The sequence below is a fragment of the Sulfurimonas sp. genome, from assembly GCF_026196735.1.
Lineage (GTDB): Bacteria > Campylobacterota > Campylobacteria > Campylobacterales > Sulfurimonadaceae > Sulfurimonas.
Genome location: NZ_JAPHUF010000021.1, coordinates 1 through 17,363 on the forward strand (window position 1 = coordinate 1; position 17,363 = coordinate 17,363).

The window sequence follows — 17,363 nt, forward strand, 5'->3', positions numbered from 1 at the left end:
TAGAGCTTTTATAGCTTCAGCTGAACCTGCAGCTTCCCATGCCTCAGGAGCAGTTGCTCTAAAGTCTGTAGCGCTAACGCTTGACGGTAATACAGTTACTGCAGCAGCTACTGCACCTAAACTTAAAAATTTTCTTCTTTGCATTTTTTTTCCTTTATATAATGTTGGCAAAACCAGTAAGCTTTTACTTACTAGATTCTACCATAAATTTAACAATGTCTTTTACTTGCTGGTCTGTTAAGTCCATAGCACCGCCTTTTGGAGGCATTCCACCTATTCCATCGATAGAATTTTTGTTGACTTTATCTATGCCTTGTTTCATTACTGTAGCCCATGCATCACGATCTCCAAGAGCCGGAGCACCCATAGCATCAGTTTTATGACATACTGCACAAGATGCATCGTACATTTTCTCAGCAGCTGACTTAGAACTAGTCTCTTTTTCCGGCGGTAAATCTCTTACAGTAGAATATGGTGGAACAACGGCAGTTATTTCATTTCCAATTCTCATAACATCTTCTTTACCACAATTCTTCATACAACGAGTACCTACAGCACCGTAGTTTTTAGGATTTGCAAAGAATTTTCTTACATTTTCAATGCCGTTTGGTCCATCAATATCTGGATAAAAACCATCACGATTAGGCATTTTAACCTTCATAAGTTTTTCTTTATCAAGAACATACTCATCATCAAGTTCTTCACCATCAATTGTAATCTCATTTTGTGCCAAAATATACGCAGTCATTGCATACAGTTGATCGTTAGTGAAACTTTTTGGATGCGCATAAGGCATTGCATCACGAATGTACCAGATAAATGTAGAAACTTGCGGCCAAAAAGAACCAAATGTTCTTACTGGAGCATCTTTACCAGGACAAGTCCTTTGGTTTGTTAGTGAATCTACAGAACCACCAACTAATGAAGGGTAACCTTTACCGCCAGCACCAAACTCACCGTGACAAGAAGCACATTGTGCTTCATACAACTCATCACCCTCTTCAACAGAGCCTGAACCATCTGGAAAACCTGTTCCATCCGGCATAACATCCATATCCCATGCAGCTAGTTCGTTTTTAGTTGGCACTCTACCGTAGTTAATACCAGAAACATCTTGTGTATTATAACGATATGCAGTTTCAACACCATTAGCTCTTGGATAAGTCATACCACCATCCAAGGCATCTTTTTTTCCATTAAATGGATTGCTACCAGCAAAAGCAAGAGTTGAAATTACTAAAGCCGCAGTAGCAGCAATTAATTTATTATTTAATTTTAACATTTTATACTCCTCCCTTACTATGCTGGACAGTTATCTGTTCTAACTTGAACATTATGAACTGAACCATCTTTTCTAACTTCCCATGTACAAATCGAGTTTCTGTGGTAAACACCCTCAACACCGATAATGTCTTTTTCTTGAGAAACAGTTGGTTGAACATTTCCGCTATCATCAACAGCACGCGACTGTAATAATAAAGGTTTACCCTCATACTTATACATGTACGAAAATCTAGTCCATGATTTTGGTAATACCATACCTTTTAACTGAGCTTCAACATAATTGTCTCCGCCATCAAGTGAGATATCTACATTTGTAATAGTTCCGTGACCAGACCATGCAATACCTTCAATCTCCACAAGCTCACCTTTTTTAAGGTCAGTCCATGGCTTTTCAGGACATGGTGTAGTAATAATTGAGTTAACTTCTAACGGATAGAAGTGCTGGATAGATTTACCGCTTTTAGTAAGAACTGTATATTTAGAAGTCTCTTCTTTACAGTACCAAGGCTCTGCTCCAAACTCTAAACGCTTAAGGTATTTAACACATAAGTTTGCTTCCCAACCCGGTAACATTAAACGAACAGGATAACCTTGCTCTGGACGAAGAGCTTCACCATTTTGAGCCCAAACAACCATAGCATCATCTAAAACTTTTTCAACAGGAACTGTTCTACTCATCTCAGAACCGTCTGAACCTTCAGCAAGCATCCATTTTGCACTTGGCTTAAGACCTAAATCATCAAGAATAACTGAAAGACGAACACCTGTCCATTCAGCATTACTCATCATACCTTTTACAAACTGTAAAGAGTTGAATTGAGGACCCTTCCACTCAGCAGCACCATTTGCAGGACACTCCATAAAAAGGATTCTAGACTCTGACGGGTATTTTTTAAGTTGCTCAAGAGTTAAAACAATTGGCTTCTCAACAAGACCATGAATCATAAGTCTAAACTTATTTGGATCTACATGTGCAACACCATTATGTGTTCTTGTGAAGTGTAAACCATTTGGTGTAATGATACCCTCTAGCTCATGTAACGGCGTCATTGAAACCGCAGCATGCATGTCTCCAGCAGATGAAAGAAGACTTGAAGTTCTTCTTACAATGTTGTGCTCGTATTTTGATGGAATACCGTATGGGTATTTATTTAATTCGTCACCTAAAGTTGTTCCCCATTTAGTGTGATGGATTATATTTTCATCATCAGCTAACAGTTTTGCAGGTGCTAAAACAGCAGCAGCAGCAACTGAATAAGCAGCAGTTTTTTTGAAGAAGTCTCTTCTACTGTTAGTAGTTTCTAAATTATTTTCAGAAATATTACTCATTTATATCTACCTCCTTATATTATCTTGTAGATTTTATAGTATGCATAGTACAGATAAATATTATGCATAAGTACAAAATGCAAGGGTTTGATTATATAGCAAGTTTTCTTAAATTGTCAAGCGTAAATATAAAAATGTAATAATTTTCTCACATTTTTGTAATTACTACACACCTTATTTATATTTTACATTCGATAAAGTAATAAAAAATATGCTAATATTTCACATATAAATTATTAAAGGCGCGTTGATGTCAGGCAAAGCAGTTGGGTCGGTATTAAAACTTTTTATCTCTAAATCAGGAACCTCCAAAAGATTTGATAGAGAGAGTTTAACCCTCGATAAAGACGGTGTAACTGAAGATAAGTTTTACGGCAAAAATACTGAGAGATCAGTTTTAATAGCATCTATGTCCAGTTATGACTTAATCAAAACATATGGCATAGAGATGCCTTTTGGTTACCTTGGTGAGAATATTTTAATGGACTATAATCCCTACTCTTTAGATGTAGGAACTAGACTAAAAATTGGTGACACAATTTTAGAAATCTCTCAACACTGCACAATCTGCAATCACTTAGCAGTTCTTGATGTTAAAATTCCAACATTGTTAAAAAATGATAGAGGAATTTTTGCTAAAGTTATTAGTGGTGGAGATATAAAAACTGATGAAAAAGTTTATATAGTTTAATTATAAATAAAAGCTACTTCAAACTCCAAATAATTTTTTGGATACTCATTTAAAAGTTTTTTACTCTCTTTAAATGAGAGTATTTTTCTAGCTCCGCTAACTCCGCTTTTTTTAATGTATCTAAACATGTCTCTTGTCGATTCAAACTCAAGCTTATAATTTACAACTTCAAAATTTACATCAAAGTACTTTTTTTGAAGTCTATTTACCTCATCTGCGCTTCTCAAAAGAGAGTTAATGGATGCTGTTTCGTTCAAAGTCTTAAAAGTGTTTGATGTAAATATAGCCAAAGCGATAGGAGCATTTAGTTTTTTTATATTTTTAAAAACCATGTCCAAATCTTTAGCCCATTGCAAAGCTGAAGCTGAAAAGACATAATCGTATTTATATGTAAGCAGATTTTCAAACAATACTTTGTCGTTAAAGTCGCCGTAAATGCATTCTATTTTGTTTGATTTTGGATGAAGCTCAAGCATACCCGGAGCAAAATCAACTCCTGTGAAGTGCTCATACTCCCAATCTATTGCTTTGCAGAGGCTTCCATTACCGCAGCCCAGGTCTAAAATATTTAAAGGCTTGCTGTCTGCTAGGGAGAGTAGCTTTTCTATGACTCTATTTTGTATTACATTATATGTATCGTAATGCAAGGCATGTTTAGAAAACTCTGAACTTATTTTCATCTTCTGTTTGCAATTAAAGATACTATAAAAATAAATAAAACACAAAGAACAATTGTCGCTCCTGATGGCAGTGAAAAATAAAAAGAGAGAGTCATTCCTGCAGATACACTCGCTAGTGCAAAAATAAGAGATATGATTACTGTTTTTAGAAATCCGACTCTAAACTGCAAGGCTGAGACTGTTGGTATAACCATAAGAGCGCCTATCAAAAGAGTTCCTACTATTCTAATAGAAAGAGCGATGATAATAGCGACAACACTCACAAGTAAAAAATTTAAAAACTTTACTTTTACACCACTCGTTTTTGCCACTTCTTCATCATAGGCTATAAAGTACAACTCTTTTGAAAATATCAAAAGCATGACCAGAGCGATGCTTCCAAAAGCTGCTATTGTTATAACATCTTCTATGCTTACAGACAAAATAGAACCAAAAAGATATGAAAAGAGTGAGTTGTTAAAAGCCCCGCCTAAAGAGACAATGATTACAGCGACGGCTAAAGAACCAGAAAGCATTATTGCTAGCACTGAGTCACTATACAGAGAAAAAGCACTTCTTAAATACTCTATAAGCCAAGCAGATATAATCGCAAATACTACAGCCATCCATAAAGGATTGTAGCCTGCCACAAGACCAACAGCAACACCCACCAAAGCTGAATGTGCCAGTGTCTCACTAATCATAGAATAACGACGAAGCACTACAAAAGTACCGCTGAGAGAGGCAAGAATAGCTATGATAATTCCTGCTAAAAAGGCTCTTTGCATAAAATCATACGAAAACATCTCTATCAACATATCAGTGCTCGTGCTTATGTACATGTAGAAGGTGAGCATCTATGCCGTAAAGCTCGCTCATCTCTTGGCAGCTAAGAGCCTGTTTTGGGTTATTGCAGATTGTAGCTTTTTGATTTATAGTAAAGAGTCTTGCTATATCATCTGCGATTACACCTATGTCGTGTGTAATAAAAACAATAGTGATGCCATCATCTTTATTTAATTGTCTCAGCAGTGCATAAAAACTTTTTTGTGAGACCATATCTACACCCGTGTTTGGCTCATCCAAGATAAGAATCTTTGGTTTTGATGCAAGAGCACGGGCAATCATAACTCTTTGCCTCTGTCCGCCTGAGAGCATTCCTACCATCTTATCTGAGAGGTCTAAAACATCCATCTTAGCCATCGCATCTTGTACGAACTGCTTATCTTCTTCACTAAAAGAGCTAAAAAATCCTCTTTGTGAAGTTCTGCCCATTTTTACAATATCCAAAACTGTAGCCGGAAAGGATGAATCTACAAGAGAAGCACGCTGTGGAACATAACCTATCTTATACCAGTCTTTAAAATCTTCCAATTTTTTGCCATAGATTTTTATATTGCCGTTTGTTGGCTTGTCAAGCCCTAAAAGCATACGAATAAGCGTAGTCTTACCGCCGCCGTTTGGACCGATAATGGCAATATACTCCTCTGCAAAAATCTCAAAAGATATGTTTGAGAGGATGCTTTGACCCTTAACACTGAAGTTTAGATTTTTAACATCAAAAATAGGAACTTTAAATTTCATCGGCACTCTAATGCCTTTGAGATTTTACTCAGATTGCTTCTCATAATATCTTCATATGAGAGTTTCTGGGCAGCTTCATCTGCTGTAATATTGCCAAGAGGCTGAAGTACATCAACACCAACTTTAGCTTCATCGGCTATGCTTTTAATAGCTTTATCATTTACAAAACTTTCAAAAAATATAGTTTTTAACTTATGCTCTTTTACATGTTCAATCAGCTTAGCCATATTTTTAGCACTCGGTTCTGCCTCCGGAGAAAGACCGCTAAGAGCTTCAACTTTAAAGCCGTACCTGCTTGAGAGATATGAAAAAGCATTGTGATTTACAACAATAGTGTCCTGTTTACAAGCAGACAGAGTATCTTTGTACTCATTGTCAAGTTTTTTTAACATGTCAATATAACTATCTCTATTTTTTTCATAAAGCTCTTTGTGTTGAGGCAGAAGAGCTATAAGTTCTTGAGAGATTATTTGTGTCGCTTTTATCATATTTTGGATATCTAGCCAGTAGTGAGGGTCAATATTTGCAGCTGCCTCATCATGATGATGGTGATGGTCATCTCCACAGGTATGTCCATCATCAGACAACTTTTTCAAGTCTACATGTTGACTCATATTTATAGCTCTGTTTTGAAATTCAAAACCGTCAATCCAAGGCTCTAATCCTGCCCCGTTATAAATAACCAAATCACTCTTGTAAAGCTTTGCTACTTGTTTTGGAGTTGGTTCATAGTTATGTGCATCAACACCAAGCGGAAGAATCATAAATGTCTCTACAGTGCCATCTGCCACATGCCTTGCAATTTCATAAAGGGAGAATGTACTAAGTGCAACAGCCTGTTTACTTGTTGTACTATCAACTTGTTCATTTTGTTTTATAGTTGTAAGAAAAAGGATGAAAAGAGCAATTATGCTTATAAAAAAAATCTTTTTCATGATAATCCCTCCGAGAAATATTTTTGAAATTATACCTTATTTTGTAATATATTGTTTTTTTGGGTATAATTCGCCACTTTTTAAACTCAGGATATATATATGACAGCTAGTTTTTTACTTATTGTTCAAATTGTTTTAGTTGTAGTGTTAGTAATAGCGGTACTACTTCAAAAAAGCTCAAGCATCGGTCTTGGCGCGTATAGTGGCTCAAACGAGTCTGTTTTTGGAGCAAAAGGACCGGCTAGTTTTTTAGCTAAAATGACTTTTTTAATAGGATTTTTATTTGTTGTAAATACAATAACTTTAGGTTACATGTATTCAACAGCTGCTAGTGAATCTGTTGTAGACAATCTGGTAGAAACAACGGATGTTGTAGCTCCATCTACTCCTGCTTCTACTCCAGAAGTACCAGCTGCTGCACCAACAACACCAGCTTCAGAATAATCACTCAACATTTATAGCTACTAACCATGTAGCTATATATTTACTACACTTCTTTTTTTAAACATATCTATTGTATAATCCGAATTATTTTTCATATTATAAGGGAATCCAATGCTAAACGAAATATTTAATGAGTGTGAAACAAAAATGAAATCAGGCATAGAACATATGCTTAAAGACTTTAAAACACTTAGAACAGGTAAGGTTACCACAGCGGTTTTAGACAATGTTAAAATCGACTATTACGGTACTCCGACTCCACTTGATCAAGTTGGTTCTGTAATAGCTCAAGATGCTACTACAATCGTTGTAAATCCTTGGGAGAAAAATCTTTTAGCTGATATTGAGAGTGCTATAAGTGCTGCCAATGTCGGAGCAACTCCAAATAACGACGGTGAACAAATCAAATTATTTTTTCCTGCTATGACTGTTGAGCAGAGACAAGAGTCTGCAAAAAAGATGAAGGGCATGGGAGAAAACGCAAAAGTTTCAATCAGAAACGATAGAAAAAATGCGAATGACCAAATCAAAAAACTTGAAAAAGACAAAGAAGTAACTATTGATGAGTCTAAGTCTGCTCAAGACAATATACAAAAAATAACTGATAAATTTATAGCAGAAATCGATAGTATTTTAAAAACTAAAGAAGCTGAGATACTTAAAGTATAAAAGCATCAAGATGCGTGAGCCTTACGCTGAGAAAAACCAAGCGTTAGCGTAAACAAAGGAATTACTTTCTTTGTTGTGATTAATAAATAGGAGGGTTTCCTTCGTTTTATGTAATAAAATAAGGGTAAATTAATGAATGTAAAACAAATTTATATGGATGCAGATGCTCTTTTAGAAGGGCATTTTAAACTAAGCAGTGGCAATCACTCACAGTTTTATCTGCAATCTGCAAAAGTCTTAGAAGACCCAAGAACAGCTCAACTGCTCGCACGGGCTCTTGCAGACGAGATTAAAGCAAGTGGCTTGGAAATTGATACAGTTTGTGCTCCGGCCATTGGAGGACTTATTGCCGGTTTTGCTTTAGCTCAAGCTCTTGATGTTCGTTATATCTTTGCTGAAAGAGTTGATGGCGTGATGAGCATCCGTCGTGGCTTTGAAATAAGCAAAGGCGAAAAAGTTTTAATGTGTGAAGACATTATTACAACTGGCGGTTCTGCTATGGAAGCGGCGGCTGCTATTAAAGAACTTGGCGGTAAGATAGTAGGTGTAGCGGCTCTGGCAAACCGTGGTTTTTGTAAACGCCAAAACAGTGACATAACAACAAAACCAAATTGTAAACTTCCTCAAAACATCCCGTTTTTTGCACTTGAAGATTTTACATTTGAGATGTACTCTCCTGAGGAGTGCCCGCTTTGTAAAGATGGAAGCCAAGCTATAAAACCAGGTTCTAGAGGTAACTAGCTGATGTTATGCATTAAAGCTGCTTCATTAAAATGAAGAGATTTTTTGCACTGCTTATCGGCATTGTACTAACCCTTAGTGCAACACAACACCAAAATCTTCCTAATGATGAAAAACTCAAAAAGATGATTGGAAGAATGCTTCTTGTCGGATTTCCAAATGAAGACATAGACAAAAACAGTGAGATAACAAGACACATAAAACAGTATGAGCTTGGCGGTGTCATCCTTTTTGACCGTTTTTATGATGACAGAAGTAAAACAAAAAATATAAGCTCACCAAAACAACTTCAACTTTTAACTTCAAAACTAAAATCATTCTCCAACAAAGCACTTTTAATATCCATAGACCAAGAGGGTGGAAAAGTTGCAAGACTAAAGCCCTCCTATGGTTTTGCTGAAATTCCATCGGCAAAGCAGATTTCCACTCTACATGTAGATAAGGCAAAAGAGATATACAAGACTCAAGCGCAGATGCTTCAAAGTGCTGGAATCAACTGTGATTTTGCACCTGTAGTTGACCTGGCTGTTAACCCTGATAACAAAGTTATCTATGGGCTTGAACGCTCATATGGAAACAACTCCAAAGAAGTAGTCAAATACGCAAAAATATTTATGGACTCACTAAAAGATAAAAATATTATCAGTGTACTGAAGCACTTTCCCGGACACGGCTCATCACTTGGAGATTCTCATAAAGGTTTTGTAGATATAAGCAACACTTGGAGCGAAGCTGAACTTCAACCGTACAAAGAGCTTATAAAATCTGGCGAAGTTTCCATGATAATGACAGCACATGTCTTTAACTCAAAACTAGATAAAAAATATCCGGCAACACTCTCATACAATGTAAACACAAAGCTTTTACGAAATGAGCTAAACTACAAAGGCGTAGTTATCAGTGATGACTTACAGATGAAAGCCATCTCGCAACACTACACATTGGAGCAGACAGTTACTCTGGCTATAAACTCAGGAGTTGACATGTTGCTTTTTGGAAATCAGCTCTCAGAGCAAAACATAGATGAACTTGTAGATGTTATTATTAAACAGGTTAAAAACGGTGCAATTTCTATGAGTAGAATCATCGAGTCAAACAAAAGATTAGAACTACTGCATAAAAAAAGACAAATATAATCATGCAGAGTGCCTTTTCAAATCTTGACTGGTTAGTATTTGGCTCTTACTTTGTTATACTCGCATTCACATCTTTTATACTAAGTCGCGTTAAAATCACAAATTCAAGAGACTATTTTCTTGGCTCAAATACTATGCCTATGTTTGCCGTTGCAATTTCAGTTCTTGCAACAAGTCAATCTGCCGCTACATTTTTAGGCGCCCCTGAATTTTCATATGTTCATGACTTTACATTTATAGGCTTTTATTTCTCAGCTTTGCTTGCTGTAATTTTTGTAGCCTATGTACTGATTCCGAAATTTTATGAGATGAAAGCCGTTACAGTCTATGAACTGCTAGAGGTTAGGTATGGAGAGAGTGCTAAAAAGCAGGCTGGTATCATGTTTCTTGTAGGTCGTGTTTTGGCTAGTGGAGCACGACTTTATATCGGAGCACTTGCTATAAGCATGATACTCTTTGGCAATATTATATTTGTACATGTAGCTGTCTCGATTTTGATTTTAATGTTTGGAGCACTTGCTTATACATACTTTGGCGGTGTTCGCTCAGTAATTTTGAGTGATGTCATCCAAGCGCTTACTTACATTGGCGCAGGTGTTGCGGTTTTGGTTTTTCTTTACTACTCTTTAGAGAATATCGACATTATAAGCAAGCTCCAAGAGCATAACAAACTAAAGTTTGTAGATACATCCATAGACGGTAAATTTAGTCTTGTAGGTCTTTTAAGCGGTTGGTTGCTTTTAAACATCGCAGCCTTTGGACTAGACCAAGATATGACCCAAAGAGTTCTCTCATGTAAGAACAAAAATGAAGCTGCAAAGTCACTGATAATCTCTATACTTCTGACTATTCCCTTTGTTCTTCTATTTTTAGCTATCGGCGCACTTTTGTTTGTCTTTTATCTGCAAAGTGATGTGACTCAGAGTTTTGAGGGTGAAAAAATTACTATCTTTATGTACTACATCCTAAACGAGATGCCCGAGGGCCTGCGAGGTCTAGTGACCGTTGGAGCAATTGCCGCAGCACTCTCAAGTACAAACTCAGTATTGGGCGCTATGGCATCTGTAGCAGTTGAAGATATATACAGACCATGGAGATTAAAACGCACAGATACTGATGAGATGCACTTTGTAAAAGCTTCAAGAGTTGCGGTTCTTTTATTTGCCGTTGTTTTATCTCTTATGGCGATGCTCAGTTACTTCTGGCAACGCTACAGTGACCTCTCTCTTATCAGTTTTGCTCTGGGTGTAATGGCTTTTGCATATACCGGTCTTTTAGGCGTTTACTTCTCTGCCATCTTTACATCTCGCGGAAACAAAACGACTGTTCTTTTTGCATTGATTGGCGGATTTATGACTGTTTTGGCGCTTCAGCCATACACTTTTGGTATCAGCATCGGCTTTTCATGGCAGATAGTCATTGGAACTTTTGTTTCATTTTTTATAATGCAGCTCAAAAAAACAGACACAAAAATAAGTTTATAGGCAAATAACAAAAAGATTGCTATAATCATAAGGACAAAAATAAGAAAAAAGATTCAGATATGACAAGACGAAATTTTTTATTATACTCATCTGCACTAGCGTTAACCACACTTAATGCCGAGCAATTATATAAAAGTGATGTGTTTTTATCTGCAAACGAATACACAGCCTTACTTTCGCTGGACTATAGATTAACTCAGATAAGAAGACATGTAGGATTTGGAAATTTTAATTTGATTTCCTATGGCGACTCTTTACAAATAGCAAAAATGAACCCTAAAATAGGAGCATTCACAAATGAAGAGATATCACTTATCGATAGATTTTTTTATGATGAGCCAAGCAAATACGGTTTTTACGGCGAAAGAACATGTTACAACTTAGACAATAAAATCTCTAAAAAAGATGTTGTTAAAATTCCTCGTACCGGACATTATATATTTAAAGGAAAGCCTACTCAGGACTATGAGAGGATTATTGGTGATATCGGACATACTCTCTACCTAACATCAGGTGTAAGAAACACCATTAAACAGCTAAGTCTCTACTGTTCTAAACTAAGAAGAGTAAAAGGAAATATTACTCAAGCCTCAAAAGACATAGCCCCGCCGTCTCACTCTTTTCATACTATCGGCGATTTTGATGTCGGCAAGATGGGGCTTGGCAGCAGAAACTTTACACTGGATTTTGCTAAAACATCAGAGTTTGAGCAGATGACAAAACTTGAATATATTAATATCAGATACTCTCCAAACAACTTGGATGGCGTTAGATATGAACCATGGCATGTAAAGATTATATGATGAAAAAACTAATATATATAATAGCTATCCTTTTTATATCATCACTCGCTCAAGCAAAGGAAGGTGTTTTAGTCAAGATTTTTGATGGAGATACCTTATATTTTAAAACAGAAAATAAAATTGACAAATGTAAAATAGCATACATTGACACTCCGGAAAACAGTTACAACGACAAACTAAAACAAGAGATTGAAATATGTAAAGATATACCTACTAAGGTTATGTTAAATGCTGGAGATAGTGCGACAAAACATGCTAATAAATTACTAAAAATTGGAAATAACTACAGCTATAGCACCTACATTAAAAACAGTGAACAAATTTGTGAGGTTTCGCTCGGTAACGGTATTACATTTAGTGAGAAGATGCTGCTTGATGGGTATGCTGTAGTGTGGAAGGTTGACAAAAAACAAAAAGAGGAACAAAACTTCAGTAGTATTTTAACCTATGCAAAAAATAAAAATAATGGTCTTTGGGGAGACAACTCTCAAAGAGGCGAAGTTATTAAGTGCTTGGAAAAAATAAGTTCTCAAGATAGCAAGACAGATAAATCTAGCTATGAATCAAAGTAAATCAGATGGATGAGCTTTACATTGGTGTGATGTCAGGCACAAGCCTTGATGGAGTTGATATAGCTCTATGCAAGATAAATTCCGGCTCTTGTGAGCTTGTGTTTTATGCGGAATACCCTTTTGATACAAACTTGAAAAATGATATTTTAACTGCTATAAATGGACCGACTACTCTAAAAACCATAGGTGAACTTGACACTCGTTTAGGCAAAATCTATGCCGAGTATATTACTGCTTTTATGCGCCATAACAATTTACAAAAAAAAGATATAAGTGCCATTGGACTACACGGTCAAACACTCTGGCATGAACCAGACGGTGAGTTTCCTTTTTCAATGCAGCTTGGAAATGCCAACATTATAACAGCACAAACAGGCATTAGTGTTGTCAGTGATTTTAGACAAAAAGATATAGCACTTGGCGGTCAAGGAGCACCTTTTGCGCCTGCCTTTCATAAGCAGATGTTCTCAAAACTAAATCGTAATATTGCAGTTGTTAATATTGGCGGCATCGCAAATCTTAGCATATTGGGAAATCAACTACTTGGCTACGATACGGGAGCTGGAAATGTTTTAATGGATTTTTGGATATCAAAGAAAAAAGGCCTCACTTACGACAAAAATGGAGAGTGGGCAAGGTCCGGTCATGTCAGTGCAGAATTATTGGACACAATGCTCCGTGATCCATACTTCTCGAAAAAAGCTCCAAAAAGTACCGGTCGTGAATATTTCAACGAAAAATGGATAGAGAAGCAACTAGAAGAGTTTGGATATGTTATAGACAAAGATGTTCAAGCAACACTTCTGGAATTTACCGCAGTAACTATCGCAAATGAAGTAAAAAAAAGCTCCGTTGAGCTTCTTTTAGTTTGTGGCGGTGGTGCAAAAAACGGTGCTCTTATGGAAAAGCTTCGCAGAGAGTTCAAAGATATTGAAGTATCTATCAGCGATTATTATGGTTTAAACGGCGACTTTATGGAAGCTATGGCTTTTGCATGGCTTGCGTATAAACGGATCAACAAAGAAAAAGTAGAGCTTTCATCGGTTACCGGTGCGAGAGAAAATTCTGTTTTGGGTTGTATATATGAATAAAATAAAAGAGTGGCTACAAACAACAAAATACAAAAATCACTCTTTAGAAATTGCTTCTGCTGATGCAAGTTTTAGAAAATACTACAGACTTACAAGTGGAGATGAAACTGTTTTACTTATGGACTCATCACTTGAAAAAGAATCTCTCACTTCATTTTTGGATGTGACTCAAAGACTTTTGGATGTACATGTCAATGCTCCTTGTATTTTAGAACAGAACCTGCAAGACGGCTTTTTGATTATCAAAGATTTTGGAAACACTCACTATCTGGATGTTTTAGACAATCAAAACTATAAGAGCCTTTATTTAAAAGCGATAAATACCATTTTAAAGATGCAAAAAGCAGATACTTCAGGCCTTCCAATTTATGATAAAAAATTTCTACATGTAGAGATGGATTTGATGAAAGAGTGGTATTTGCAAAAGAAGCTAAACCTAACACTAGATGAGTCTCAAAAAGAGCTCATAACAAAGACTCTTGATGCTATATCAACTGTTGTGCTTGAGCAGCCCCAAGATGTTTTTGTTCACAGAGATTTTCACTCACGCAATATTATGATTGCAAACGAGCATGATATAGGTGTTATAGATTATCAAGATGCAATGAACGGAGCAATCACTTACGACTTGGTCTCTTTATTAAAAGATTGCTATGTCGCTTATGACCGCAAAGAGATAAAAAACCTTGCCTTAGCATTTCGTGATAAAATCGATCTACATGTAGATGATGAGACATTCTTAAAATGGTTTGATTTTATGGGTATGCAAAGACATATAAAAGTGCTTGGTATTTTTTCTCGTCTATATCTTCGTGATGGCAAAGATGGTTACTTAAAAGACATACCTCTCACTCTAAAATATGTACTTGATACTGCAAGCAGATATGATGAGACTAAAGAGTTGGCAGAGTTTTTAAAAGCGAAATGCTAGAGTATTCATACCCGTTATTTCGTCCGCCGGCAGAAGCTAACAACCTCATCCTACAAGTCACATTAGGTTGCAGCTACAACAACTGCAGCTTCTGTTCTATGTACAAAACTAAGAATTATGAGGTACGAGAGCTAGAAGATGTGTTCAAGGAGATAGATACTCTCGCGCATCATTACCCAAACGCAACTAAAATCTTTTTGGCTGACGGTGATGCTCTTTCTTTGCCTTGTGAACAGTTGTTAATATTACTAGATAAACTAAACAGCACATTTACTAAACTGCGAAGAGTATCAACTTATGCTTCTACTCAAAATATACTTGGTAAATCAAACAAAGAGCTAGAACTTCTTTGTAAATCCAAACTAAATCTATTTTATTATGGTATCGAGACAGGCAGTGATGTTGTGCTAAAGAAGATTACAAAGAGTGTAAATCAAGCAGAGATAATCACCTCACTGACTAAAGCGACTGACGCAGGTGTAAAGATATCTGCAACGGTCATTTTAGGCATTGGCGGAAGTAAATACTCCGACTTACATGTACAAGAGACTGCCAAAATTATCAATGCTACAAAAGTCAACTATCTCTCAACTCTTCAACTAGGAATTGAAGAAGAAGCGAAAGAAAATTTCTACAGATACTTTGATGATTTTACAATGGCAGATGATGAGCAGATACTCTCTGAGCAAAAAAGGTTTTTAGAACTACTAGAGCCGACTAACAAAATCATTTTTCGCTCTAACCACGCTTCAAATGCTCTTCATCTAGCAGGCACTCTGCCAAAAGACAGAGACAGACTTGTTCAAGAGCTAAAAATGGCTCTAGATGTCGGAAAATCTGCTTTTGTTCCTAACTACTTTAGAGGATTTTAGGCAAATTTCTACTTTTTAGAATTCAGCCTTGACTGATACTCTTGTGGATGTTTACACACCGGACAGACTTTTAGCGCTTTTTTGCCATAATGGATATGACCGCAGACTTCGCATATCCAAGCCTCATTCTCATCTTCACTTACAAACTCTGCTTCTTCTTCGAGTCTATCCAAGAGCATTTTAAACATTTTTTCATGTTCGACTTCTATCTTGCCGATTCCGGTAAATAGTTTTTCCGCTTCTTTGTGTCCCTCTTCTTTTGCAATAGCTGCAAACTCAGGATACATCTTCGTGTGTTCATAACGCTCACCGTCAATAGCTTCTTGAAGATTATATTCAGTATCTCCAAAGCTATCTTCACTCTCGTTTAGCATTCTGTTGTGAAGAGCAAGCTCCATTTTAGCATGTTGTTTTTCATTGTCAGCAGCTCTTTGAAAGTGTTCTGCGATATCTCTAAAACCCTCTTTTTGAGCAACTTTAGCAAAGTACTCATACTTGTTTCTCGCTTGTGACTCACCGGCGAATGCTTTAAGCAGGTTTACCAGAGTCAAGTCATCAGTGACCATTTCCATATCTTGTCCACAACAAGAAAGAGTTCCGCCACCTACAGCTTGTACCTCAACAGCATTCCCACACTTTTTACATTTATATGATTCGTACTTTCTCACAGCTTATCCTTTGATAATAAAATGGTATCTTTTAAAAAGTTTACTCTATTTAAACTTATTTTACTGTTAGACAAACTTATTTACATTTTGTTATAATCAATCTAATGAAAGCAATGATTTTAGCAGCCGGTCGGGGCGAGAGAATGCGACCACTTACAGACCACACTCCAAAGCCATTATTAAAAGTTCACGGCAAGGCTCTTATTGTACATCACATTGAAAAACTCTCTTGTCTTGGATTTGATGAAATAGTGATAAACATCGCGCATTTGGGCTATAAAATACCTGAGACTTTAGGTGACGGCTCAAAATGGGGAGTAAACCTAGTCTACTCTGATGAGCAAAATAGCGGAGCATTAGAGAGTGCCGGCGGAATCATAAAAGCACTTGCATTTTTTGGAAATGACACCTTTTTAGTTGTAAACGGAGATATCTTTTGCGACTATGAATTTGATTCTAGTTTTGAGCTTGGCGATAATTTGGCTCATCTTATCTTGGTGCCAAACCCAAAGCACAATCCTGACGGCGACTTTGCTTTAAAAGATGAAAGAGTTTTAAACAATGGTGAAGAAAAATTCACCTTTTCAGGCATAGGCTATTACTCGCCTAAACTTTTTGAAGGTTTAAGAGCTGAAAAAAGTGCATTGGCTCCACTTCTTCGCTTGGCAATAGACAAAAGCAGTGTCAGCGGAAATCTACATGTAGGTATCTGGTATGACATCGGAACTCCGCAGAGGCTCGAAGCTGCGAACAGATTAAAATAAAAGGATTTATACATGTCATGGCCTCCGAAAACTCCATATTTAGCAACAGACGGCATAGTTGAAATATATGATGAGTCATATAAATTTATGGGTATTGTCTTGATAGAGCGAAAAAATGAACCTCTTGGACTTGCTCTTCCCGGCGGATTTGTTGATATTGGAGAGAGTGTCGAAGATGCTGTTGTAAGGGAAATGAAAGAAGAAATATCACTTGATGTACATGTAGATGAACTGCTTGGTATCTATTCGGACCCTGCAAGAGATAGCAGGTTTCATGTTGCATCTGCTGTTTATATCTGCAAAGCTATCGGCACTCCTAAAGGAGCAGATGATGCAAAAGAGGCAAGAGTTTTTGCCTTAGATAAGCTACCTTTGGATGATTTGGTGTTTGATCACAAAAAGATACTGCTTGAGTATCTGCAATACTCTACTTCTGTATAAACTGTCCGCACCCTTTTTGCTCATTACCTTTAAAAGTCTTATAATCCTGATTGCCATTTAACCAAGAAGCGTAACGGGCACACTCTTCACTTTTCATACATGTTTTATTGTCGCAGGCTTTATCTACCATCTATATTCCTATCTTTTATTTATGGAATTATAACAGATATGAGTGTAATAGGCGATATTTATTATAAATTTAAAATACCAAGAGTTTATTAAAATATAAAATAATAAAAATAAATATTATTTTTATATTGAAACA

21 protein-coding genes are annotated in these 17,363 nt (G+C 36.5%); 13 read left to right on the top strand and 8 right to left on the bottom strand.

The annotated features are described in order from the left end of the window. Positions 1–184 precede the first annotated feature (184 nt). Both OQK60_RS10550 and soxC read right to left on the bottom strand, forming a co-directional pair. A complete protein-coding gene (locus OQK60_RS10550; protein ID WP_297686824.1) occupies positions 185–1,282 on the bottom strand; it encodes a c-type cytochrome in 1,098 nt (365 codons plus the stop codon). A gap of 17 nt (positions 1,283–1,299) precedes the next feature. After that, positions 1,300–2,613 (bottom strand): sulfite dehydrogenase, encoded by a 1,314-nt coding sequence (soxC, locus tag OQK60_RS10555; protein WP_297686825.1) that lies wholly within the window; start codon positions 2,611–2,613, stop codon positions 1,300–1,302. 250 nt (positions 2,614–2,863) lie between these two features. Between soxC and OQK60_RS10560 the strand changes: the two genes are divergently transcribed. After that, positions 2,864–3,304, top strand: coding sequence for an MOSC domain-containing protein (locus tag OQK60_RS10560; protein ID WP_297686827.1), 441 nt, complete (start codon positions 2,864–2,866; stop codon positions 3,302–3,304). On the opposite strand, the gene OQK60_RS10565 is transcribed toward OQK60_RS10560, so the two are convergent. The 4 genes from OQK60_RS10565 to OQK60_RS10580 are packed head-to-tail and all read right to left on the bottom strand — an operon-like array spanning position 3,301 to position 6,482. Continuing rightward, positions 3,301–3,984, bottom strand: a complete 684-nt coding sequence (locus OQK60_RS10565; RefSeq protein WP_297686828.1) for a methyltransferase domain-containing protein — start codon at positions 3,982–3,984, stop codon at positions 3,301–3,303. The genes OQK60_RS10560 and OQK60_RS10565 overlap by 4 nt on opposite strands. Then, positions 3,981–4,778 (bottom strand): metal ABC transporter permease, encoded by a 798-nt coding sequence (locus OQK60_RS10570; RefSeq protein WP_297686959.1) that lies wholly within the window; start codon positions 4,776–4,778, stop codon positions 3,981–3,983. The genes OQK60_RS10565 and OQK60_RS10570 overlap by 4 nt, the downstream gene beginning before the upstream one ends. Before the next feature lie 4 nt (positions 4,779–4,782). Then, a complete protein-coding gene (locus tag OQK60_RS10575) occupies positions 4,783–5,547 on the bottom strand; it encodes a metal ABC transporter ATP-binding protein (protein WP_297686830.1) in 765 nt (254 codons plus the stop codon). Beyond that, positions 5,544–6,482, bottom strand: coding sequence for a metal ABC transporter substrate-binding protein (locus tag OQK60_RS10580; RefSeq protein WP_297686832.1), 939 nt, complete (start codon positions 6,480–6,482; stop codon positions 5,544–5,546). The genes OQK60_RS10575 and OQK60_RS10580 overlap by 4 nt, the downstream gene beginning before the upstream one ends. A 99-nt stretch (positions 6,483–6,581) precedes the next feature. Here OQK60_RS10580 and secG point away from each other — a divergent pair, with 99 nt between their 5' ends. The 10 genes from secG (at position 6,582) to OQK60_RS10630 (ending at position 15,225) form a co-directional block, all read left to right on the top strand. Next, positions 6,582–6,926: a preprotein translocase subunit SecG gene (secG, locus tag OQK60_RS10585; protein ID WP_297686834.1), complete on the top strand. Its 345-nt coding sequence runs from the start codon at positions 6,582–6,584 to the stop codon at positions 6,924–6,926. A 111-nt stretch (positions 6,927–7,037) separates the two neighbouring features. Next, on the top strand, positions 7,038–7,595 hold the full coding sequence (frr, locus tag OQK60_RS10590; RefSeq protein WP_297686836.1) for a ribosome recycling factor: 558 nt from the start codon (positions 7,038–7,040) through the stop codon (positions 7,593–7,595). A gap of 132 nt (positions 7,596–7,727) precedes the next feature. Beyond that, a complete protein-coding gene (gene pyrE / locus OQK60_RS10595) occupies positions 7,728–8,336 on the top strand; it encodes an orotate phosphoribosyltransferase (protein WP_297686838.1) in 609 nt (202 codons plus the stop codon). A gap of 32 nt (positions 8,337–8,368) precedes the next feature. After that, positions 8,369–9,472, top strand: coding sequence for a glycoside hydrolase family 3 N-terminal domain-containing protein (locus OQK60_RS10600; protein WP_297686840.1), 1,104 nt, complete (start codon positions 8,369–8,371; stop codon positions 9,470–9,472). 2 nt (positions 9,473–9,474) lie between these two features. Further along, positions 9,475–10,956: a sodium:solute symporter gene (locus OQK60_RS10605; protein ID WP_297686842.1), complete on the top strand. Its 1,482-nt coding sequence runs from the start codon at positions 9,475–9,477 to the stop codon at positions 10,954–10,956. A gap of 59 nt (positions 10,957–11,015) precedes the next feature. Further along, a complete protein-coding gene (locus tag OQK60_RS10610; protein ID WP_297686844.1) occupies positions 11,016–11,759 on the top strand; it encodes a M15 family metallopeptidase in 744 nt (247 codons plus the stop codon). After that, positions 11,759–12,331, top strand: coding sequence for a thermonuclease family protein (locus OQK60_RS10615; RefSeq protein ID WP_297686846.1), 573 nt, complete (start codon positions 11,759–11,761; stop codon positions 12,329–12,331). Before OQK60_RS10610 ends, OQK60_RS10615 begins: the two co-directional genes overlap by 1 nt. 5 nt (positions 12,332–12,336) lie before the next feature. Then, complete coding sequence (locus OQK60_RS10620; protein ID WP_297686848.1) at positions 12,337–13,422, top strand: anhydro-N-acetylmuramic acid kinase; 1,086 nt, start codon at positions 12,337–12,339, stop codon at positions 13,420–13,422. Beyond that, a complete protein-coding gene (locus OQK60_RS10625) occupies positions 13,415–14,353 on the top strand; it encodes a phosphotransferase (protein WP_297686850.1) in 939 nt (312 codons plus the stop codon). Before OQK60_RS10620 ends, OQK60_RS10625 begins: the two co-directional genes overlap by 8 nt. Further along, a complete protein-coding gene (locus tag OQK60_RS10630) occupies positions 14,347–15,225 on the top strand; it encodes a radical SAM protein (protein WP_297686852.1) in 879 nt (292 codons plus the stop codon). Before OQK60_RS10625 ends, OQK60_RS10630 begins: the two co-directional genes overlap by 7 nt. Positions 15,226–15,233: 8 nt before the next feature. Here the strand turns inward: OQK60_RS10630 and OQK60_RS10635 are convergent, their stop codons facing one another. After that, the gene (locus tag OQK60_RS10635) at positions 15,234–15,893 is read right to left on the bottom strand and encodes a ferritin family protein (RefSeq protein ID WP_297686854.1); all 660 of its coding nucleotides are present in this window, start codon (positions 15,891–15,893) and stop codon (positions 15,234–15,236) included. Positions 15,894–15,997: 104 nt separating this feature from the next. Here OQK60_RS10635 and murU point away from each other — a divergent pair, with 104 nt between their 5' ends. Together murU and OQK60_RS10645 are read left to right on the top strand one after the other, a co-directional pair. Further along, entirely contained in the window at positions 15,998–16,657 is a 660-nt protein-coding gene (murU, locus tag OQK60_RS10640; protein WP_297686855.1) for an N-acetylmuramate alpha-1-phosphate uridylyltransferase MurU, read from the top strand. A 12-nt stretch (positions 16,658–16,669) separates the two neighbouring features. Further along, positions 16,670–17,098: an NUDIX hydrolase gene (locus OQK60_RS10645; RefSeq protein ID WP_297686857.1), complete on the top strand. Its 429-nt coding sequence runs from the start codon at positions 16,670–16,672 to the stop codon at positions 17,096–17,098. Here OQK60_RS10645 and OQK60_RS10650 read toward each other — a convergent pair. Next, positions 17,085–17,228, bottom strand: coding sequence for a hypothetical protein (locus tag OQK60_RS10650; protein WP_297686859.1), 144 nt, complete (start codon positions 17,226–17,228; stop codon positions 17,085–17,087). The genes OQK60_RS10645 and OQK60_RS10650 overlap by 14 nt on opposite strands. Positions 17,229–17,363 lie beyond the last annotated feature (135 nt).